Origin of the sequence: Candidatus Williamhamiltonella endosymbiont of Tuberolachnus salignus (assembly GCF_964019775.1) — a bacterium.
Taxonomy (GTDB): domain Bacteria; phylum Pseudomonadota; class Gammaproteobacteria; order Enterobacterales; family Enterobacteriaceae; genus Hamiltonella; species Hamiltonella defendens.
In genome coordinates, this window is the sequence record NZ_OZ026471.1 from 859,897 (window position 1) to 881,545 (window position 21,649).

The following is a 21,649-nucleotide window of genomic DNA, read 5'->3' on the forward strand; positions in this document are numbered from 1 at the left end:
AACCCCATTTTATGTCTCAAGTTCGATCTTTTTTTTCTACGACATTATTAACATCTCGCTGGGCATGCGTGTTTTTTGCTTTACTATTTGGGATCGCTGGCACCTTCTCGTTTTCTCCCTTTCATTTTTGGCCAGCGGCAATTCTCTCTTTGTTTGGCTTACTAAGCCTGACACTCAATCGCTCAATCAAACAGTCGGCACTCATTGGTTTTTGTTGGGGGCTTGGTCTTTTTGGGAGTGGGATCAGTTGGGTTTATGTCAGTATTTTTGAATTTGGCGGTATGTCTGCCCCCATCAGCTTGTTTATTGTTCTGTTACTGGTGGCTTATTTGTCTCTTTATGTTCTTTTATTTTCATGCCTACTCGGGGCTTTATGTCCTCAAACCACTTGGTGGCGTTTCACTCTGGCGGCTCCAGTCCTCTGGCAAATCACAGAATATCTACGCGGATCGATCTTCACCGGTTTTCCCTGGCTACAATTTGGTTACACTCAAATTCAAGGCCCACTTCAAGGTATTGCCCCGATCTTAGGTGTAGAAGGCATCACTTTCATCCTTATGATCGTCACTGGCCTGTTGACCTATGCTTGGCATCAAAGATTGAAAATCGCCTTGCTACTTGCGTTGGCTTTCTTATTTCTGCCCTGGCCTTTGCGTTATCTCGACTGGTTTACACCCGAGCCTAAAAAAGCAGTCCAGGTTGCTTTAGTACAAGGAAATATTGATCAAGCCATTAAAATGGACATCAATTCAGTCAACGATATTTTGCAAATATATAAAAATGAAACCTTACCTGACATCGATAAAGCGACCATCATTATTTGGCCTGAATCTGCCATTCCCGACATCGAAAAAAATCAAAAAACATTCTTAAAAGAAATGGATGAGTTGCTTAGAAATCACCATGCCAGTTTGATTACGGGTATATTGGGGGAACAAAAATCTTCAGCTGCTCCTATTCATGATCTCCTTTTTAATAAAGTGATTGTTATTGGAGAGAAAAAACCCTATGAATATCCAGCAATGAACAGCTATGAAAAACATCATCTCGTTCCGTTTGGGGAATTTATTCCGCTCGAAAATATATTGCATCGCTTCATACCTTTTTTTAATCGACCCATGTCTTCTTTTAGTTCAGGTCGCTATGAGCAAGCGCCTTTAAACGTCAAAGGACTCAATGTTATTACTGCGATTTGTTATGAAATTATCTTAGGGCAACAAATAAGAGATAATTTTCAACCCAATGCTGATTTTTTATTAACCATTTCGAATGATGCCTGGTTTGGTCACTCGATTGGGCCTTGGCAACATTTTCAAATGGCTCGAATGAGAGCGTTGGAATTGGGTCGTCCTCTGCTGCGCGTCACCAACACGGGGGTTACCGCCCTCATTGGTCCCAGGGGTAATGTATTGGCACAGTTGCCTCAATTTACTCGTCAAGTATTGAAGGCAACACTGATACCCACGTCTGGAATCACCCCTTATGCCCGTTTGGGGATGTGGCCGTTATGGAGCATGGCCCTGATTATGGGGGGTATCGCACTTTATTGCAGTTTACATACGAGTTTTGGGCTCAATAAAAAAGGAAAACGCGAACAATGAGACTTTGTGATCATGATATAGAACGTTGGCTGGATGAAAAAAAATTAACGATTACACCTCGTCCTCCTGCAAAACATATCAACGGGGCAACTGTTGACATACGTCTAGGGCACGAATTTCGGGTTTTTGTGGGCCACAAGGCGCCTTTCATCGATCTCAGCGCCCCAAAAGAGGAGATTAATCATGCACTGGATCAAATCATGAGCGACAAAATTGTTCTCAAAGAAAAGGAATGTTTTTTCCTGCATCCAGGGGAGCTGGCTCTTGCTGTTACTTTAGAATCCGTTACCATACCGGACGATTTAGTAGGCTGGCTGGATGGTCGTTCTTCTTTAGCCCGTCTCGGTTTAATGGTTCATGTCACCGCTCACCGGATTGATCCAGGATGGCGCGGGCAAATTGTGCTGGAATTTTATAATTCAGGAAAATTACCACTGGGGCTTCGCCCGGGGATGCTCATTGGGGCCCTGAGTTTTGAACTGCTTTCTGGTCAAGCAAAACGCCCTTATCATCAGCGTCAAGATGCAAAATATCACAACCAGAAAGGAGCAGTAGCCAGTCGGATTGACAAAGACTGACGAAAGCGTAAGGCAATAAAAATAGAGTACAAAACATTTATATTTTCGATGACGCTTTTTTATCGACATTAAGAGAACTTTATGAAAAAACTAATGACAGTATTTATTATTGTGTTGGTGCTCCTGGCAGGCGGAATGACAGCATTAGTCGTTTTATTAAATCCAAATGATTTTCGTGGTTATCTGGCTCAGCAAATTGAAAAAAGAAGTGGATATCAACTGGCACTCGAAGGGGATCTTCGATGGCATGTCTGGCCTCAACTGAGCGTGATAGCAGGTCAAATGTCACTGACGGCACCAGGCGCAAAAAAATCGATTATCAGCGCACAAAATATGCGTTTAGATGTGGAACTTTGGCCACTTTTGTCTCATCAATTAAAAGTAAAACAGGTCAGCTTGAAAGGGGCCAGAATCAACTTAATCCCTGAGAGTCAACCTAAAACACCTAAAAATTTGCCTACGGTCTCAAAGGAAGAGGTTGATCCTGATCACGCTTCTACTTCTAACTGGAAGCTGGGCATTGATAAAGTTCAATTAATGGACAGTCTACTGATTTGGCAAAAAGAAGATGAAGCTCAAATTAATGTACGAAACGTGAACCTTGACTTAGTACAAAATGAAAATAAACAAGTCAAAATATCGCTTTTAAGCCAGATCAATAGAGATCAACGAGACTTAACCGTTTCTTTAAAAGCCGCTGTTGATCTGCATCAATATCCTCAAAAATGGGATGCTGATATCCAGCAATTAAGTTATCAGTTACAAGGGGCAGATCTTCCTGTCAATGGCATCAAAGGAACAATGACTTTACAGGCACAGTATGATAAGCCGTCTGAAAAATTAACATTCAACCAGCTGAATTTCAGCGCAAATAACAACCACTTTATCGGAAATGCAGAAGCAATTTTATCTTCAATTCCCACTTATCTTATTCGTCTTAGAGCCCAAAATATTAATTTAGATGAAATCTTGGGCTGGACGCCTTTAAAAAAAGACAATACAAAAAATCAAAGCACGACTGCTGTTACAGTACCCACCCCCGTCATTGCTACAACTACAGATAATAATGAGGATTCATCACAAAATTTACAGGTATTACGTGATTTTAATACCGATTTTTTATTGAACATAGATCAAATCTCCTATCAAGGGATAAAAGTAAAAAACATCAAATTAGCCTTAAAAAATCATCAAGGTCGATTATCATTAAACCCATTATCCGGTGAGCTATTTGAAGGAAATTTTTTGCTGAACGCAACAGCAGACCTGACCAAGAAAAAAATGCAGATGACTCTCAATCCCACTTTAAAAAATATTGATTTAAAATCCTTATTACAGGGATTGTCTTTATCACCTCTGATATCGGGCAAAGCTTCTTTAAAAGGGATATTTTCTGGTCATGGCCTCAATCTACAAGCCTTTATGACCCAATGGAAAGGGGATGCAAAAATCGTCATGCAGCCTGTTCAATTCAATGGGGTGAACATACAGCAATTAATTGAACAAACGGTCGCTAAAAACATGCATGTTGCCAATGTCGAAAAAATTTATAAGCCTTACACCGACATTCAAAAACTGGAAAGTGATCTCAAATTAAACGCGGGCAAATTAGAAATAAACCATTTAAAAGCGGATTCTCATTTCGTTTCTATTAAGGGTAAAGGGATATTTAATTTGCCTGAACAACAATCTAACATGAATTTAAATGTACGGTTATTACAAGATTTCAAAGGACAGGCAGACTGGATAAAAACGTTACAGGACATTGATGTGCCCTTACACATTTATGGCCCGTGGGCTCACTTACAATACCGAATAGATGTCCAATCTTTATTGAATAAAAATCTGAAAGGACAATTTCAGAAAAAATTAAACCATTGGTTTAAAGAACGGTTGAATGAAAGCAGATAAAAATAGTACCTGTTGTAACAATCACTGAGAGCAGCAACTTCTACGTTGTCAGCTCTCTGATAAACCAGGGCGCTCATCATCCTCATGTCATTCTACTGGCCATTCCGTGGCTGAATTTTGTACGTCTTGAATCCGCTGCCATCGCTATCGTTTTGCAAGAGATGTCATCACAATAAGCCCTAAATAAAAAATACTTTAAGATCATTTCACTTTCTTTGAATCACAAGGTTGCAATATGCCTCAAAAATTAAAAGCGATTATCCCTGTTGCAGGATTGGGGACCCGCATGCTGCCTGCGACCAAGGCGATTCCCAAAGAAATGTTACCTGTGGTGGATAAGCCTCTCATTCAATACATTGTGAATGAATCTGTATTAGCGGGGGTCAAAGAAATTGTGCTGGTCACCCATTCATCAAAAAATGCGATAGAAAATCATTTTGATACTTCTTTTGAACTCGAAGCAGTTTTAGAGGCTCGAGTAAAACGGCAATTATTACAAGAAGTGCAAAATATCTGCCCATCCGATGTCACCATCATGCACATACGACAGGGACAGGCTAAAGGACTAGGACATGCCATACTCTGTGCTCGCCCCATCATAGGGGACGCCCCTTTTGTCATCCTGCTACCAGATGTACTCCTGGAGACACCTTCTGTGGATTACTTAAAAGAAAATCTCACCTGCATGATGGAACGCTTTGCAGAGACAGCGCGAAGTCAAATTATGGTCGCACCTATTCCTCTAGAAGATGTTTGTAAATACGGTATAGCTGATTGTGGGAACGTCATTGTTTTTCCAGGTCAGGCGGCTTTGATAAAAGCCATGATAGAAAAACCTTCACCAAAAGACACCCCCTCTCATTTGGCCGTGGTAGGCCGTTATGTTTTATCCTCAGACATTTGGCCCCTACTGGAAAAAACCTCGCCCGGGGCGGGGGGAGAAATTCAACTTACCGATGCCATTGATATGTTAATAGAAACACAACCTGTGGAAGCCTTTCATATGACTGGGAAATGGCATGACTGCGGCGACAAACTAGGTTATATGAAAGCTTTTGTAGAGTACGCTCTGCGTCATGAAACAGAAGGCTCCGCATTTTTAAATTGGTTAAAAAATCAAAATTTTTAAAACATTCACTCTTCTTCTTTTTTATTCAATAAAAAACACGTTTTTTAAAATAGGAATTCATATGCGCAAGCAACAGATAGGTGTCATAGGTATGGCGGTCATGGGCCGTAACCTGGCACTTAATATTGAAAACCAAGGTTATTCTGTCTCCATCTTTAACCGTTCTCATGAAAAAACAGACCAGGTTATCGAAGAAAATCCAGAAAAAAATCTGCTCCCTTGTTACAGCTTAAAAGAGCTTGCGGAATCACTGGCAACACCTCGCCGGATCCTGCTGATGGTCCAATCAGGATCCGCAACAGACGACACCATTCGCGCACTGACGCCATATTTAAATCAAGGAGATACTTTAATTGATGGAGGAAACAGTCACTATCAGGACACCATTCGAAGAAGTGAAGAATTATTAAAACAAGGGTTTTATTTCATGGGGATCGGCGTCTCAGGAGGTGAAGAAGGCGCTTTAAAAGGCCCCTCGATTATGCCAGGGGGGCAAAAAGAAGCTTATGAATTAATGGCTCCTATGTTCAAAAAAATTGCCGCAAAAGCCGAAGGAGAACCTTGTGTCAAGTACATCGGCCCAAATGGTGCAGGTCATTATGTAAAAATGGTGCATAACGGCATAGAATACGGGGATATGCAACTGATTGCTGAAGCTTATTCTTTGTTAAAGCAAGGCTTAAACCTCAAAAATTCTGAGCTATCAGATATTTTTAAACAATGGAATCAAGGTGAACTTAGCAGTTATCTTATTGAAATAACAGCAGATATTTTTTGCAAAAAAGATGAGCATGGCCATGATCTCATAGACTTCATCCTAGATGAGGCCGCCAACAAAGGCACAGGTAAATGGACCAGTCAAAGTGCTTTAGATCTCGGAATTCCTTTAAGTCTCATAACAGAATCCGTATTTGCCCGTTATTTATCCTCTTTAAAAACACAAAGAATCGCGGCAGCTAAAGTACTAACAGGGCCCAAAATTCAGCCATTTCACGGGCAAAAAGCAGAATTTATTGAAAAAATACGATCTGCTCTGTATTTAGGAAAAATCGTTTCTTATGCGCAGGGATTTCAACAACTACAAACAGCCTCTGAAAAAAACGACTGGAACTTAAATTACGGCGACATTGCGAGTATTTTTCGTGCTGGCTGCATTATTCGCGCTCGATTTTTACAAAAAATAACAGAGGCTTATCATCAAAAACCAAACATTTCCAATCTGTTACTTGCAGAATATTTCAAAAAAATTGCGGATCATTATCAGCAGGCATTGCGTGATATCGTCTCTTATGCGGTACAAAATGGTATTCCCGTTCCCGCTTTTTCTGCGGCCATCACTTACTACGACAGTTATCGCTCGGCACTATTACCAGCTAATTTAATTCAGGCTCAAAGAGATTATTTTGGGGCACACACTTATAAACGTAATGACAGTGGTCAGGCGGTCTTTCATACAAATTGGGTAACCGATTAACTCAAAAACCATCAGCTGATTGAATCAGCTATTGATATAAAATGCGAAGCAGATCACATCTTGTGGTTTATGAATGAAAAATATGAAAAATTTCTGTGCACCAGATCCAAAATTTGCTGATCCACGCTGGAAATCAAATCCCCGGCCAATACACTGGCTTCATGAAACCTTTTATTATAAAAAAGCAAAAAGGCATCAGCCTAGTTGAGCTCTTATTTGCAATTTTTTTAATTTCAATCATAACAAATTGGAGTGTACGAAGTTGGTACAGCCACCAGCAAAAAGAACGCTTACTGATCACGGCTCGTTCTTTGCTTATTTTTTTAAATCAACTTCAGGCAAATGCCTATTGGTATAATCGAACTGATTTTTTATGGGTTTATTATCATTCTGGCACTTGGTGTATTGGCAGTGGAAACATGGAATTGAATGCGTGTGAAAAATCAAAAAATTCGATTTACAAGCCCGATTACAAGGATATTTCCCTGTCTCATTTTCCACTCAAAAACATGGCTTTTTATGGGCGACGTAATACCGCACAGCCAGGCCATTTTACTCTGACCAATTCAGAGGGGTGCATTCGACTCATTATTTCAAAACAGGGCAGAATAAGACTATGCAGTCAAAATAAAAAAATAGCGGATCTTCCGTTATGTCGTTAAGAAGAAAAGGGGTGCCATTAAATGAAAAACAAACAAGTAAAAAAGGGTTTACCCTGATCGAACTGCTTCTGGCGCTCAGCTTTGGAAGCTTCATTATACTGAGCAGTGCAAAAATTTATCCACACTTCAGATATCAAACAAAATTTTTACAAGAATCTTTTCGCCTTGATCAAGCGATGAGGCAACTCATGTTTTCGATTGAAAAAGATCTCAGAAGAGCTGGGTTTTGTAATGGCCAATGCCCAGGGATGATCCTGCGCATTGGCCAATATCCTGGTGAAATGAAAAATTCATGCATTATCTTGTCTTATGACCTTAATAAAAATGGAAAACTAGAAGGAGAACAGCATCGTGAGTCTGAATATTTTGGTTATCGTCTACGTAAAGGTGTTTTAGAAATACAACGAGGGCAATTACATTGTTCTGGTCATGGTTGGGAAAAAATATCTGATCCGCAAGAAATAAAAATAACGCATTTTAGTATTACTCAGCTTCCCAAATCGAGATTAGGCACATTATTTAAAACAGATTTCTTTGCCAATAATCACACAAAGAAACCGCCCATTCAGCGTCAGATTAACAGTGTGATTAACAATAAAAATTTATGAAACGGCCTTATCAAAAAGGAACTGGCACCTTAATATCTGTGCTCATCATTTTCACCATGGGCCTATTATTATTGACGGCTTTACAAAGAGAACTGGAAGGCGCCTTCAACATCAGCGGCCAAGAGCGCTTTTATTTAAAAGCATACAATCAGGCGGCCTCATCGCTCAGTTGGGGAGTAAGCAAACAGTGGCCATTAAGATCACTTTCACAGAGAACCTCTAGACGCCATCAAGGCTGGTATTGTCAAACAGAACAAATCAATCAATTAAAATCCTGCATTAAGCCGATGTTAGAGATCGGTATCTTTTTGATAAAAGGGGAAAGTATATTGGGGAACAGATCAGAAAAAATTATCCTTTATCAAAGTGCCCAAACAAACGAAATGCCTAACACCACAGAGCAAAAATTAGTCCCTGTCACAGGAGGATGGCTCGATTTTTGCCCTGTAAAAAATGAAAAATTTTGTCTGGACTAAGCCGATAAAAAACTGCAGATAACGATCGTCAAAAAGAGAGCATGAAAAAAAATAAAAAATTACAATTCAATTTATTAACTTCTCAAAAAGGTTTTAGTGTGTTTGAGGCATTGATTGCAGCTCTGCTATTTTCTATCTCTGCGCTTGGATTGTTAGAATATCAACAAAAATTACTACAGGGATTTCAACGTCAATGGCAAATGAGACAAGCAAGTGCACTTATTCAACAAAATATCGAAATTTTTTCAGAGACTCACCACCCTGTTTTTTCAAAATTAACAAACCCAACATCAGGTTGGAAACTTGAAAAAATCCCAAGAAGAGTTAATGCAAATTGCATCAACTTTCATGTTGAAGCAACATCGCCACAGAATCAAAAATTTTCTTTAAATCGCTGGTTTTGTGAATGATAGAGAAAATTCAATCCTTTACCTTAAGAGCAAATAAAGAGTTCTCAATGGAGAAAAAATGTTTATCACTTATCATTCCAATCAACTGGATTTATTAAAAACATTAACAAGCACATTGATAGAGAAAGAACCTCTAAAAAATCCTTTTCAAAAAGAAATCATATTGGTACAAAGTCCGGGAATGGCTCAGTGGTTACAAATTCAACTCGCACAATCTTTAGGCATTTCAGCAAATATTCAGTTTCCTCTTCCTGCGACCTTTATTTGGGATATGTTCACCAAAGTTCTAAAAAACATTCCAAAAGAAAGCCCTTTTAACAAAGATGCCATGACATGGAAACTGATGTGTTTACTGCCTGATTTATTACAAAATCCTATATTTGCATCCATAAAACATTATCTACAAGACGACGAAGATAAACAAAAAATTCATCAATTGGCGATACGGATTGCCGATCTGTTTGATCAATATCTGGTTTATCGCTCAGAATGGTTAGACGGGTGGGAAAACGGCAAAAAATTTGACGACCTCAATAAAAACCAAGATTGGCAGGCCGCTTTATGGGTCTCATTAATCCGCTACTCTCGGCAACTTGAACAACCAGAATGGCATCGTGCTCGCCTATATCAAAGATTTATCCAAGCCCTAAATAAAAATGATGTTGACTCTGATCTTTTACCCAAAAGGGTCTTTATTTTCGGTATCTCTACCTTACCCCCCATTTACTTAAAAGGTTTAGAAGCATTAAGTAGACACATGGATATCCATTTCATGTTTAACAACCCTTGTCGTTATTTTTGGGGCGATATTCAAAACTATGACATTCTGGCTAAATTAAACATCAAAAATACCAGCAGTGATTTACGCAATATTGAGGAAGAACAAATCAACCCCTTACTTGCATCTTGGGGGCGACTAGGCAGAGACCATCTCTATTTATTATCTCAAATAGAAGGGCTCCAAGAAATTCACGCTTTTGTTGACATTGAGCCAGATAACTTACTTCATGCGCTACAACATGACATGTTAGAGTTCAAAAATCAGGCGACCCGTCACTTTTCTGAATCAAACTCTCATCACAACAAAAAACGTTTACTGGATATCAACGATCGCTCTATCGGTGTTCATTCTTGTCACAGTCAACAAAGAGAAGTGGAAATCTTACAGGATCAACTTCTGAATTTATTTTCTGAGGATCCTGCTTTGACTCCCAGAGATGTCATTGTGATGGTCGCAGACATCGATAATTATGCGCCCTATATACAAGCCGTATTTAGCAATGCTTCTTTAGAACGCTATCTACCTTTTGCTATTTCAGACAGAAAAATGACACAGGTTCATCCTGTCTTACAGACTTTTATAAAATTGCTTGATTTACCACAAAGTCGATTCAGTTCTGAACAAGTATTGGGATTATTGGAAATTTCTGCGATATCTCAAAAATTTGAGATCCAGGAAAAAGAGTTATCCCTATTACGTGAATGGGTAGAAGGATCAGGCATACGTTGGGGGCTGGATAATGAAAACGTACAGGACCTCTCTTTGCCAATCACAGGTCAACATACCTGGCAATTTGGTTTAAAACGTATGTTCTTAGGTTATGCCATGGACAGCCAAGCAGGCGATTGGGAAGGCGTATTACCCTACGATGAATCCACCGGGTTGGCGGCAGAATTAATAGGGAAGTTGGCTCAACTGTTAATGATGCTAAGCATATGGCGCAAAAAATTAAAAACCTCACGCTTATTATCAGAATGGCTTCCTCTCTGTAGAGATTTATTTTACGCATTTTTTGAATCCAATGCTGAAACAGAATCTATCTTCATTCTGATAGATCAACAGTGGCAAAACATTATTCAGTACGGGCTCTCAGCCCAGTACGCCAATACAGTGCCTGTCAGCTTAATACGGCATGACTTGGTGACTCGTTTTGAGAATCAACGGATCAGCCAGCGTTTTTTAGCGGGCCCCATCAATTTTTGCACTCTGATGCCGATGCGTTCGATTCCTTTTAAAGTCGTCTGTTTACTAGGAATGAATGAAGGGATTTATCCAAGAATATTGCCTCCTCTGGGTTTCGATCTGATGGCAAAAAAAAGACAAAAAGGGGATCGTAGCCGTAGAGATGACGATCGATATCTTTTCCTTGAAGCATTATTATCAGCTCAACAATATCTGTATATCAGCTACATTGGGCGTTCTATTCAAGATAATAGTCAGCGTTACCCTTCGGTATTAGTCAGTGAATTGCTTGAATATATTGGAAACAGTTATGTTTTGCCGGGAGATGAGAATCGCAACTCTGACGAAAGCATGTCCAGGGTAATTCAGCACCTCCTTTTTTGTCATACACGAATGCCTTTTTCTGCCAAAAATTTTATTAAAGGAACAGAACAACAGAGTTATGCGATTGAATGGCTTGAGGCTGCAAAAAAACACACCCAAGAGCAAAAACAGCCTCAAGATGATTTTATTAAACCCCTAGTCTCAGAGCCTTTCTCAGAAATCACTCTAGATGAATTAATCAACTTTTACCGACATCCCATCAAAGCCTTCTTTCAACTACGCTTAGGCGTACAGTTTAGGGTAGAGCAAAAAGAGTTATCGAATGAAGAACCTTTTATCCTGGATCCTTTAGCACGTTATCAATTTAATACAGAGCTTTTAAATGCGTTAATAGAACAAAAAAATGTTGATCAGCTGTATGCAAGAATGCAAGCGTCTGGGCGTTTACCTTTTGGTCATTTTGGTAAAATTTATTGGCAACAGCAAAAAAACGAAATGGGGTTGATAGCGAAAAAAATTCAGACAGAAACCGGGCATACAGAATTTTGTCGCCTGGAAGTCAATACAACTTTGGGTGAGAGAACCTTGTCTGGCTGGATAGCACATGCTCAAACAGATGGATTAATACGTTGGCGTCCTCGTACATTGACCATAGTTGATGGCTTGTTACTCTGGATTGAACATTTGGCTTACTGTTTATCAGGAGGTAAAGGTGAAAGCCGTATTTATGGAAAAAAAGAGTCAGTCTGGCGATTTTCTGCTTTATCACAATCCGAAGCAGGGCAACATCTCAGCCTATTCATTGAGGGATATCAAAAAGGAATGATTCAACCTCTACTGTTATTAAATCACAGTGGATGGGCATGGTTAACAAAATGTTACGATTTAAAAAATCGGCACATTTTATGGGATGAAAAAACGCAAGCAAAAGCAAAAGATCATTTATTAACCGTATTTCAAGGTAATCCTAAAACAGGGGTCAGAGGAGAAGGAGACGACCCTTACATACAGCGCCTCTTCAGATCAATCAATGACACTCATGTAGACCGTATTTTACAGGAAGCAAAAAACTATTTATTGCCAATAGCACATCACAACATCATTAAAAATGGAGTTTTCAATGAAAAAAATTCAATCACTTGACCCGATGATTTTACCGCTTTTTGGGGAACGTTTGATTGAAGCTTCTGCAGGCACGGGAAAAACCTTCACTATTGGCATACTCTATTTGCGCTTACTGCTGGGTTTGGGCGGTCATCATGCTTACATACGTCGTTTAACAGTCGAGGAGATTTTGGTAGTCACCTTTACCCAGTCGGCAACAGAAGAACTCAGGGGCAGAATTCGCTCTGAGATCTATAACTTAAGAATGGCTTGTCTTAATGAAGGGACTCAAAATGCTTTTTACCAAAAATTATTGGCAGAGATCACAGATCTTAATGCGGCGGCCTCAATACTATTGTTTGCAGAACGCAATATGGATCAAGCTGCTATTTATACAATTCATGGATTCTGCCAAAAAACTTTACTGAACAATGCATTTGAATCTGGTGTTCTTTTTAAACAAACATTCATTCAAAATGAAGACAAGCTTATTCGCCAGACTTGCGCTGATTTTTGGCGGCGCTCCTGTTATTTATTATCATTTGAAGAAGCGGTAGCAATCAGTCAAGAATGGGCTAGCCCTCAAGCATTACTTAAAGAAATTTCCCCTTACTTAGAAGGAGAAGCGCCACAATTACGTAACCCGCCTTCTGAAGACGAAAGCATTCAAAGCCGTCATCAAAAAATCATAAAACAAATCACCGAACTTAAGCTCAAATGGCAAACCACAGTTCCAGATTTAAAAACATTAATCGACAAATCGGGGGTAGATAAACGCACTTATAACAGCAGATATCTCCCGATTTGGTTAGAAAAAATCACTCAATGGGCCTATCAAGAAAGTGGGTCCTATTTTTTACCAAAGGAGTTAAACAGGTTTCGTCAATCCATTCTTTTTGAAAAAACTCAAAAAGGACATCCTCCTCAACATCCTCTTTTTTCGCTCATTGATTTTATTTTTTTTCAAGGCCTGACATTACGAGATGTCGTGCTTACAAAAGCGATTAAAGAAATTCGCCTTTCTCTTGAAAAAGAAAAACGAAGACGAGGAGAATTAAGCTTTGATGACTTACTCAAAAACCTGGATACAGCACTCAAACAAAAAGGAGGAAACTTACTATCCGAAACCATTAGAAAACAATATCCTATTGTAATAATTGATGAATTTCAGGATACCGATCCTCAACAGTATCGTATTTTTCACTCTATCTATGCTAAAAAAAAAGATTGTGGCTTATTACTGATAGGCGATCCCAAACAAGCTATTTACGCTTTTCGTGGCGCCGATATTTTCACTTATATTCGTGCACGCTCTCAAATCGCGCATCAGTACACATTAGAAACCAACTGGCGTTCTTCTCCGGCCATCGTCAAAGCAGTCAACCAGCTTTTTACTCAAATTGAGACCCCTTTTTTATTTTCACAGATCCCTTTTGTTGAAGCGATTGCTTCAGACAAAAACAGAACTTACCAATTAACAATAGATAAAAAAATACAACCTGCATTACATTTTTGGTTACAGAAAGGGGAAGGGATCACTGTTAATCAATACAAAAAATGTATGTCTAATCAATGCGCGATTGAAATAAGAGATTGGTTAACAGCAGGCCAACAAGGGCGAGCACAGCTGATGAGTGATCAGGGGGTACGCTCAGTGAAAGCAGCTGATATTGCGGTTTTAGTCAGAACCCGCACTGAAGCGGCTTTAGTAAAAAAAGCGTTAAACAGGCTGTCTATTCCTTCGGTTTATATGTCTAACAGAGACAGTGTCTTCGATACGCCAGAAGCAAAAGATCTACTATGGATTTTGCAAGCGGTGTTAGCACCTGAAATCGAAAAATTTTTACGTTGTGCTATGGCAACCAGTTTATTGGGGTTGAACACAAACGCCTTACAGGCGCTACAGTCCGATGGGCAAGCATGGGATGCTTTGGTCGATGAATTTCATGACTATCGTCAACATTGGCAAAAAAAAGGGGTCTTACCCATGCTGAGAAAACTCATTTTTCAGCGTCGGTTGGCAGAAAACCTATTGAAAACCCAAGAGGGTGAGCGTCGTTTAACCGATTTACTACATCTCAGTGAACTGCTACAGCAAATTTCAGAGGAACTGGACAGTGAACAGGCATTAGTCAGATGGCTTGCTCAAAAGATCACAGAATTCAATGCTGAATCAGAAGATCAGAAACTGAGGCTAGAAACAGATTGTGATTTGATTCAAATTGTGACTGTTCATCAATCTAAGGGATTACAATATTCATTGGTTTGGCTCCCCTTTATAGGTTATTTTCAACATCAGCCACATGATGAACGCGCCCAAAAAGAAGTTTTTTATCATGAACCTGAACACTGTACCGCGGTTTTAGACTTTAAGGCCACCCATGAAAATAGGGCTTTAGCTGAAAAAGAAAGACTCTCAGAAGACCTACGTTTACTGTATGTCGCATTAACACGTTCTGTTTATCATTGCTCTATCGGTATTGCTCCTTTCATTAAAGGGGGAAGAAAAAAACAACGAGAAAGTGACATACATCTGAGTGCTTTGGGGTATCTGATTCAAAAAGGCATGGCAGGGGATGCTCAATATTTATCTGAAAAATTAAAGGAACTGGAAGGCGAGCATATTGCCGTTTCTTTGGCAAATCCCTCCGATTTTAGCCTTTGGCAACCAACAAAAGAACCATTACCTGAATTAACAGCCAGGCACTTTACAAGAAAAATGCAAGATCATTGGCAGGTCACCAGTTATTCGAAATTACAAGACTCTTCGAGCTTAACCCATTCAACGGTTAATCGGCTCAAAACCGATCATATTTTAATGCAAGAATTGTTGCCTTCTTTGGACACTGAAGTCATCACAGACGTCATGAACGACCCCCTTTTTTCATCAGAAAACAGCTTGAGCCCTCATACCTTTCCACGTGGAGCGATACCTGGAACATTTCTTCATGATCTATTAGAACGATTAGATTTTAGTCAATCGATTGAGATCGAATGGTTAAAGATGCAATTACTTCAAAAAGGATTTGATGAAAAATGGCTACCAATGTTGCATGATTGGTTAACAGAGATCCTGGATACCCCGCTCAATGACAAAAGAGATCTGAGTTTATCGAAATTAACAGAAAAAAATAAACAAGTTGAATTGCAATTTCATTTGCCCATCGATGCAATGTTGGAATCCTCAAACCTAGATGTGTTGATTAAAAAACACGATCCTCTTTCAGCACTGTGCTCAACATTATCTTTTCCAAAGGTGCAAGGAATATTGACGGGGTTTATTGATTTGGTTTTCTTCTGGCAAGATCAATTTTATCTTTTGGATTACAAATCTAACTGGTTAGGAACAAGCGCTAAAGCGTATCATCGTCAGTCTATAGAACAGGCGATGGCCGAACATAGATATGATTTACAGTATCAATTATATACGTTGGCTTTACATCGTTATCTACGCCATCGGATTCCGAATTATCAGTATGAACGCGATTTCGGTGGTGTTATCTATTTATTTTTACGTGGGGTTGATAGCCAAACTTTGGGACAGGGGATTTTTCATTGTTGCCCATCATTTCAGCTTATTGAAGGGCTTGATCAGCTCTTTAAAGGGGAAAAAGGAGGGGCGACAGAATGACCATGATGGGGTTATTAAATCAAGCCCTGGATCAAAAATTATTGCGTTTTCTTGATGTGCAATTTGCACAAATCATTGCTGCTCATCATTCACCTTTATTGCAGCTCGCTTGTGCTCTATTGAGCTCAGATGCCGGTGCAGGACATGTTTGTTTACCCTTAGCTCGCTTAGCCCCTGAATATTTTTTTGATGGCCGTCACCCTGAATTGGCTGAAGCTTTATGGCAAGCCGCCGGAAAACCAAATAAAAATGCATGGTTGAACGCATTTCAATCCTCCTCGCTCGTCGGTGAAGGCACTTCACCAACCCCTTTGGTCTTGGAAAAAGAACGGCTTTATTTGCAAAGAATGTGGAAAAATGAAGGTCAAGTGATTCAATTTATTTCAGATTATTCTTTAGAAAAAATGACATACCATAAAAAAGATGAATCTCGTCTCAAGCAGATCCTTGATCAACTATTCACTTCGAATGAATCTGATATTAACTTTCAAAAAGTGGCGGCTGCGGTGGCGATTACCAGTAAAGTCGCCATTATTTCAGGAGGACCAGGGACAGGAAAAACCACCACAGTGGCGAAATTACTCACCGCCTTGATACGGCTTGCAGGAGAACGGACTTTACGTATTGAACTTGCCGCGCCCACAGGAAAAGCCGCCGTACGTTTAACACAATCGCTAGGCAACGCTTATCGTGAATTATCACTGAGCGCGGGAGAATCGCGACGCTTGCCAGAAAAAGCTTGTACTTTGCACCGTTTACTTGGGGCGTACTCTAAAGGACATCAATCTCGTTATCATAAAAATAATCCATTAGATCTGGATGTTTTAGTCGTGGATGAAGCTTCTATGGTGGACTTGCCGATGTTGGCCCGATTAATTGATGCTTTACCTAACTCAGCCCAAGTCATCTTCCTTGGTGACAGAGATCAACTTGCTTCAGTAGAAGCGGGGTCTGTATTAGGAGAAATTGGGCGTTTTTTGTCTCTTGGTTACAGCACATCACGAGCGGAAGAATTAAACAGGCTGACAGGATATGATTTGAAAGGGCATCCAATAGAACATTTTCCAAATCTCTGTGTTGCTCATGTCTGTGATCAGCTTTGTTTACTCAATAAAAATTATCGTTTTGATAAAAAATCAGGGATAGGTGAACTGGCGCAAGCCGTTAACTCAGGTCAGCATCATAAAGCGCACTCTATTTTAAGGGATGTCAATAAAAAATATGTTGATATCAGACAACATGCACTGAGTGATGCTAAAGATTACCAAAAATTACTGAAAGACTGCGTTGCGGCTTATCAGCCCTATCTTGAACTGATTAAACAGGGAAAAGATCCTGAAACCATATTACATGCTTTCAATCGTTACCAACTGTTATGCGCACTGCGCACGGGCTCATTTGGTCTAGAGGGTTTAAATACACAGATTGAAAAAACTTTGTGTCATAGTGGTTTATTAAGCCTATCCCAAAAACCTTTCAATAATTCATGGTATTCCGGGCGACCTATCATGATAGAGTGCAATGACAGTTCATTAGGGTTATTTAATGGTGATCTGGGCATGACTCTTTATGATCACTCGGGTGCCTTAAGAGTGTATTTTCAATTTTCAGATGGCCACATAAAATCCGTGCAACCGAATCGTTTGCCAGCGCACAGTACGGCATACGCGATGACCGTTCATAAATCACAAGGATCTGAATTTGAACACACTGCATTGGTGTTGCCTGATCATTTTACCCCTATCGTCACCCGAGAACTGGTTTATACGGCCATCACTCGAGCTCGTCAAAAATTAACGTTATATTCCACCGATAAAGTATTGAATCATGCGATTCTAAACCCTACTCAAAGACGAAGTGGTTTAGTTGCACGGTTAAAATCTTTTTAAAAATCCAAGGAAGTTCTACTAAGGAGTTTTATGCATTGTCCTTTTTGTAATACGGTTGATACAAAAGTGATAGATTCTCGTTTGGTGTCTGAAGGGTCTCAAATTAAACGTCGACGCCAGTGTGCCATTTGTCATGAGCGCTTTACCACCTTTGAACACGCAGAGTTGGTGATGCCCCGTGTTATAAAAAACGATGATCTTCTTGAGCCTTTTAACGAACAAAAATTACGCAGCGGGATGAGAAAAGCGCTGGAAAAGCGCCCTGTCAGTACAGATGCTCTTGAAACAGCCATTCATCAAATCAAATCTCAGCTTCGTGCAACCGGAGAACCTGAAGTTCCTAGCAAAATGCTCGGGCAATTTGTGATGGAAGCCTTAAAAAAATTAGATAAAATTGCCTATATTCGCTTTGCTTCTGTTTATCGCAGTTTTGAAGATGTCCGTGAATTTGGCGAAGAAATTGCCAAGCTTCAAGACAATCCCTCCCTCCATCAAAAGGATTAAAGAAGGGCTGTTATGAAAAAAACACATTCTGCTGACTCTGTGAAATGTCAGGATGAATTTTATATGTCTTATGCACTGAGATTGGCAAGTTTGGGTCGTTTTACGACCACACCTAATCCGAATGTGGGATGTGTTCTCGTGCGTCATGGACAAGTGGTAGGTGAAGGTTATCATTTGCGTTTGGGCGAGCCCCACGCAGAAATTCACGCCCTTCAAAAAGCGGGCCGTTTAGCAAAAGGCAGTGTGGCTTACATTACTTTGGAACCTTGCTGTCATTATGGAAAAACGCCTCCTTGTGTTGAAGCCTTAATTAAAGCTGGCGTCAAGCGTGTAGTGGTTGCAATCGAAGATCCTAATCCAGAAATTGCTGGTAGAGGTTTGTATCAACTCAAGCAGGCTGGTATTGAAGTGACATCAGGAATTTTAAGCGCTGAGGCTCAAGATCTGAATCCCGGATTTTTAAAACGCATGCGAACGGGCTTCCCTTATATACAACTCAAAATGGCTTGTTCTCTGGATGGTCGTACGGCTATGGCATCAGGAGAGAGCCAATGGATAACCTCAGAGCAATCCCGCCAGGATGTGCAGTTTTTCAGAGCACAAAGCTCGGCCATTTTAAGTACAGGTGTCACAGTGTCAGCAGATAATCCTGCTTTAACAGTACGTTGGGAATCATTACCGAAAAAGACTCAAGCCCTCTATCCTCAAGAGAGTTTACGTCAACCCGTTAGAATTATTTTAGACAGGCACCATAAAGTGACTCCTCAACATCAGGTCGTTCAACAACCTGGAACTTGCTGGCTCATTAGAACAAAAACTGATCATCAAGATTGGCCAAATCAGGTAGAACAATGGATCTTTTCTAGTATTCAATGGCCCGATAAAAAAAATGCGATTGATTTAGCGTCATTAATGACGGCATTAGCAAAACGAGCAATGAATTTGATTTGGGTCGAAGCCGGTGCTGAGCTGGCAGGAGGATTATTAGAAGCGGGCTTGGTTGATGAATTGATTCTTTATATGGCGCCCAAGCTTCTGGGAAATACTGCTCGTGGATTATGCCAGTTACCTGGATTAAATGAATTAGCCAAGGCTCCCGAGTTTGTTTTACAAGAGGTGAAACAAATGGGACCAGACTTAAGACTACGCTTAAAACCTGATCCTGGTTTCTCAATATCAATGGGAAAATAAAAACATTCAGATGGGTCTTGCAATCAGATTTCGGGTATCTAACCGCACTTGCGCTAATTGAACTTCAATCATGTCCCCCTGGCGATAAATAATATCTTCATTCTTGTAAACCGTCCCCATTTCAGAATTGAATACAATCTCACTACGGACAGAGTGAATCAAAGAAGCCGGAATAAAAGCGATGGCTCCGTTCTCTAACAACCGAACTCGAAGGCCACCACGAGTCATTTCCATAATTTTTGCGGAAAAATTTTTGTCAGTGCCTGCTATGGGATTGAGATAACGAGCATAGAGCCAGTCGCTGATATCTCGCTCTGCCATTCGATTGGCACGGCGACGCTCTGCAATTAATTCAGAGATATTTTCATCGAGCTTTTTCGCAGATCGATTGGCAATCACCATCTTTAACAACCGGTGATTGACCATATCACTGTATTTACGAATCGGAGAAGTCCAAGTCGCATACAGGGGCAAACCCAAACCAAAATGTGGGCCTGGCTCAACACTCAATTCAGAAAATGCCTGTAAACGACGCAGGCGACTTTCAAGCGCTTCATTGCCTAACGAATCCAACTGACGACGTAATTGACAGAAACCTTCTAATGTCAGTAAATCAGCAGGGGGAAATTCGATACCATGGGTTTTGAGTATTTGTGCGGCTTGTTTTACCAAAGCAGGATCAAAGCCCCTATGTACGTTATAAAAACCAAAACCTAAACAATCTCGTAAAATCACCGCGGCACAAATATTAGCCGCAATCATACATTCTTCAACTATGCCGTGAGCAATACGCCTTTCGTCAATAATGACATCAAGTACATTCCCATTTTCATTGATCACAAAACGATATTCTGAACGATTTTTAAAGACCAAAGCATGTTGCTGACGCCAATGATGTCTTACGTCGTAGATATGTTTCAGCCATTGAATTTGTTCAGCAATCTCAGTATTAGGCGGCACCCAATCCCCTTGATTTTCTAGCCAATCAGATACTTTGTTATAAGCCAGCTTTGCTTTTGAGGTGATCCAGGCGCTCGAAAAACGAATATCCTCACCTAAAGCGCCCTCAGGCGTAATGGTGACACGACAAATTAATGCAGGGCGACGCTGATCAGGGCGAAGTGAACAGATATCATCTGCAACTTCGCGTGGCAACATCGGGATATCAAAGCCGGGCAAATAAGTTGTAAAAGCCCTCTGACGAGCCGCCGTATCTAATGGACTATTTTCATCAATATAGGCAGTTGGGTCTGCGATAGCCACCATCAGCATGAAAGAGCCATTGCCCAGATCCGACACACAAAGTGCATCGTCCATATCTTCAGTGGAGGCGTTATCAATAGTAATAAAATTTAAATCCGTTAAATCTTCACGTTCAGATTCGGTTTCATTGAGCGCCAACGGGCACATATCAGGCGGAGTACGTTCAAGATTGTGGCGAGTTAAGGTCACCCACCAAGGCGCGAAATTATCTTCGCCATGAGCAATAAAAGAAGTGATCTCTGCTTTAAAAGCTCGAGCACCCTTCAGAGGATGCTCCCGCATTTCGGCAACGGCCCAATCTCCCTCTTCAAAAGAGTGTGCGATATCAGCAGAGACATAACATGGAATAGCTTCTTTTAATAAAGGATGATCTGGTCTGATCAGCAAAAATGTCCCTCTTTTTTGTACACGACCCACAAAACGGGAGAGGAAAGGTTCCAGCAGCGTTTCCGGTTGAACCATTTCACGATCTCTATCGTTATACAGGCTGCCCTGTACACGATCGCCATGCATGACCTTTTTCATTTGTGGAGGAGGAATGAAATAACTTTTTTGCGCATCGATTTCAAGAAACCCAAAACCTTTTTCGGTTCCTTTAACGATGCCTTCAATTTTGGGCGCTGAAACATGAAGTTGTTTTTTTAGCTTTGCAAGTAGAGGATTATTTTGAAACATACTTGTCCAGTGAGTTGTATTATTTTGTAGTGTAATTTGGGTTGACAGTTTTACCGGAATGAAAAGCATACAGCAAGTGAGTCTTGTCATTTAAGACGGGCCTATGTAAGGTTGCGTCGCGTTAAATGATTGGGAGACTCTATCCAAAACAAATCAAATATCTCAATAATCTGGTTGAGCAGGATCATCGAAATGTGAAAAGACGCATACGACTGATGCTATGGGCTTCACTTCTGAGTTAATTCATTCAAACACA

15 protein-coding genes and 1 pseudogene are annotated in these 21,649 nt (G+C 40.3%); 15 read left to right on the forward strand and 1 reads right to left on the reverse strand.

Annotation, left to right across the window (positions count from 1 at the left end; genetic code table 11):
* The first annotated feature begins 11 nt into the window (after positions 1-11).
* The 14 genes from lnt (at position 12) to ribD (ending at position 19,455) form a co-directional block, all read left to right on the forward strand.
* Positions 12-1,601, forward strand: coding sequence for an apolipoprotein N-acyltransferase (gene lnt / locus AACL23_RS04065; protein ID WP_339050290.1), 1,590 nt, complete (start codon positions 12-14; stop codon positions 1,599-1,601).
* The gene (dcd, locus tag AACL23_RS04070) at positions 1,598-2,179 is read left to right on the forward strand and encodes a dCTP deaminase (protein ID WP_012737783.1); all 582 of its coding nucleotides are present in this window, start codon (positions 1,598-1,600) and stop codon (positions 2,177-2,179) included. Before lnt ends, dcd begins: the two co-directional genes overlap by 4 nt.
* An 81-nt stretch (positions 2,180-2,260) precedes the next feature.
* A complete protein-coding gene (gene asmA, locus AACL23_RS04075; RefSeq protein ID WP_095033740.1) occupies positions 2,261-4,090 on the forward strand; it encodes an outer membrane assembly protein AsmA in 1,830 nt (609 codons plus the stop codon).
* 235 nt (positions 4,091-4,325) lie between these two features.
* A complete protein-coding gene (gene galU, locus AACL23_RS04080) occupies positions 4,326-5,219 on the forward strand; it encodes a UTP--glucose-1-phosphate uridylyltransferase GalU (protein ID WP_339050294.1) in 894 nt (297 codons plus the stop codon).
* 61 nt (positions 5,220-5,280) lie between these two features.
* On the forward strand, positions 5,281-6,693 hold the full coding sequence (gene gnd, locus AACL23_RS04085) for a decarboxylating NADP(+)-dependent phosphogluconate dehydrogenase (RefSeq protein WP_339050296.1): 1,413 nt from the start codon (positions 5,281-5,283) through the stop codon (positions 6,691-6,693).
* 161 nt (positions 6,694-6,854) lie between these two features.
* Positions 6,855-7,355, forward strand: coding sequence for a prepilin peptidase-dependent protein (locus AACL23_RS04090; RefSeq protein WP_012737778.1), 501 nt, complete (start codon positions 6,855-6,857; stop codon positions 7,353-7,355).
* The gene (locus tag AACL23_RS04095) at positions 7,346-7,963 is read left to right on the forward strand and encodes a prepilin peptidase-dependent protein (protein WP_012737777.1); all 618 of its coding nucleotides are present in this window, start codon (positions 7,346-7,348) and stop codon (positions 7,961-7,963) included. The genes AACL23_RS04090 and AACL23_RS04095 overlap by 10 nt, the downstream gene beginning before the upstream one ends.
* Positions 7,960-8,439, forward strand: a complete 480-nt coding sequence (locus AACL23_RS04100; RefSeq protein WP_100095928.1) for a YgdB family protein — start codon at positions 7,960-7,962, stop codon at positions 8,437-8,439. The genes AACL23_RS04095 and AACL23_RS04100 overlap by 4 nt, the downstream gene beginning before the upstream one ends.
* A gap of 41 nt (positions 8,440-8,480) precedes the next feature.
* Positions 8,481-8,849 carry a prepilin-type N-terminal cleavage/methylation domain-containing protein gene (locus tag AACL23_RS04105; protein WP_012737775.1) on the forward strand — a complete coding sequence of 123 codons (369 nt, stop codon included), beginning with the start codon at positions 8,481-8,483 and terminating at the stop codon, positions 8,847-8,849.
* Between the two features lie 58 nt (positions 8,850-8,907).
* On the forward strand, positions 8,908-12,279 hold the full coding sequence (recC, locus tag AACL23_RS04110; RefSeq protein ID WP_339050305.1) for an exodeoxyribonuclease V subunit gamma: 3,372 nt from the start codon (positions 8,908-8,910) through the stop codon (positions 12,277-12,279).
* Positions 12,245-15,871 carry an exodeoxyribonuclease V subunit beta gene (gene recB, locus AACL23_RS04115; RefSeq protein ID WP_012737773.1) on the forward strand — a complete coding sequence of 1,209 codons (3,627 nt, stop codon included), beginning with the start codon at positions 12,245-12,247 and terminating at the stop codon, positions 15,869-15,871. Before recC ends, recB begins: the two co-directional genes overlap by 35 nt.
* Positions 15,872-15,873: 2 nt before the next feature.
* Positions 15,874-17,760 (forward strand): exodeoxyribonuclease V subunit alpha, encoded by a 1,887-nt coding sequence (gene recD / locus AACL23_RS04120; RefSeq protein WP_339051579.1) that lies wholly within the window; start codon positions 15,874-15,876, stop codon positions 17,758-17,760.
* 30 nt (positions 17,761-17,790) lie between these two features.
* The gene (gene nrdR / locus AACL23_RS04125) at positions 17,791-18,264 is read left to right on the forward strand and encodes a transcriptional regulator NrdR (protein ID WP_100095926.1); all 474 of its coding nucleotides are present in this window, start codon (positions 17,791-17,793) and stop codon (positions 18,262-18,264) included.
* Between the two features lie 12 nt (positions 18,265-18,276).
* A complete protein-coding gene (gene ribD, locus AACL23_RS04130) occupies positions 18,277-19,455 on the forward strand; it encodes a bifunctional diaminohydroxyphosphoribosylaminopyrimidine deaminase/5-amino-6-(5-phosphoribosylamino)uracil reductase RibD (protein ID WP_095033738.1) in 1,179 nt (392 codons plus the stop codon).
* A 6-nt stretch (positions 19,456-19,461) separates the two neighbouring features.
* On the opposite strand, the gene AACL23_RS04135 is transcribed toward ribD, so the two are convergent.
* The gene (locus AACL23_RS04135; protein WP_339050308.1) at positions 19,462-21,393 is read right to left on the reverse strand and encodes an exoribonuclease II; all 1,932 of its coding nucleotides are present in this window, start codon (positions 21,391-21,393) and stop codon (positions 19,462-19,464) included.
* A gap of 146 nt (positions 21,394-21,539) precedes the next feature.
* Between AACL23_RS04135 and AACL23_RS04140 the strand changes: the two are divergent.
* A pseudogene (locus tag AACL23_RS04140) lies at positions 21,540-21,614 on the forward strand (IS6 family transposase); the annotation flags it as partial.
* Positions 21,615-21,649: the final 35 nt, after the last annotated feature.

Excerpts from the sequence above, each read along its gene's own strand:
- ribD (WP_095033738.1), top strand. The coding sequence starts at position 18,277 with ATGAAAAAAACACATTCTGCTGACTCTGTGAAATGTCAGGATGAATTT.
- AACL23_RS04105 (WP_012737775.1), top strand. The coding sequence starts at position 8,481 with ATGAAAAAAAATAAAAAATTACAATTCAATTTATTAACTTCTCAAAAA.
- AACL23_RS04135 (WP_339050308.1), bottom strand. The coding sequence starts at position 21,393 with ATGTTTCAAAATAATCCTCTACTTGCAAAGCTAAAAAAACAACTTCAT.
- dcd (WP_012737783.1), top strand. The coding sequence starts at position 1,598 with ATGAGACTTTGTGATCATGATATAGAACGTTGGCTGGATGAAAAAAAA.
- AACL23_RS04090 (WP_012737778.1), top strand. The coding sequence starts at position 6,855 with ATGAAACCTTTTATTATAAAAAAGCAAAAAGGCATCAGCCTAGTTGAG.
- gnd (WP_339050296.1), top strand. The coding sequence starts at position 5,281 with ATGCGCAAGCAACAGATAGGTGTCATAGGTATGGCGGTCATGGGCCGT.
- recD (WP_339051579.1), top strand. The coding sequence starts at position 15,874 with ATGATGGGGTTATTAAATCAAGCCCTGGATCAAAAATTATTGCGTTTT.
- nrdR (WP_100095926.1), top strand. The coding sequence starts at position 17,791 with ATGCATTGTCCTTTTTGTAATACGGTTGATACAAAAGTGATAGATTCT.
- lnt (WP_339050290.1), top strand. The coding sequence starts at position 12 with ATGTCTCAAGTTCGATCTTTTTTTTCTACGACATTATTAACATCTCGC.
- AACL23_RS04095 (WP_012737777.1), top strand. The coding sequence starts at position 7,346 with ATGTCGTTAAGAAGAAAAGGGGTGCCATTAAATGAAAAACAAACAAGT.
- recB (WP_012737773.1), top strand. The coding sequence starts at position 12,245 with ATGGAGTTTTCAATGAAAAAAATTCAATCACTTGACCCGATGATTTTA.
- asmA (WP_095033740.1), top strand. The coding sequence starts at position 2,261 with ATGAAAAAACTAATGACAGTATTTATTATTGTGTTGGTGCTCCTGGCA.
- recC (WP_339050305.1), top strand. The coding sequence starts at position 8,908 with ATGTTTATCACTTATCATTCCAATCAACTGGATTTATTAAAAACATTA.
- galU (WP_339050294.1), top strand. The coding sequence starts at position 4,326 with ATGCCTCAAAAATTAAAAGCGATTATCCCTGTTGCAGGATTGGGGACC.
- AACL23_RS04100 (WP_100095928.1), top strand. The coding sequence starts at position 7,960 with ATGAAACGGCCTTATCAAAAAGGAACTGGCACCTTAATATCTGTGCTC.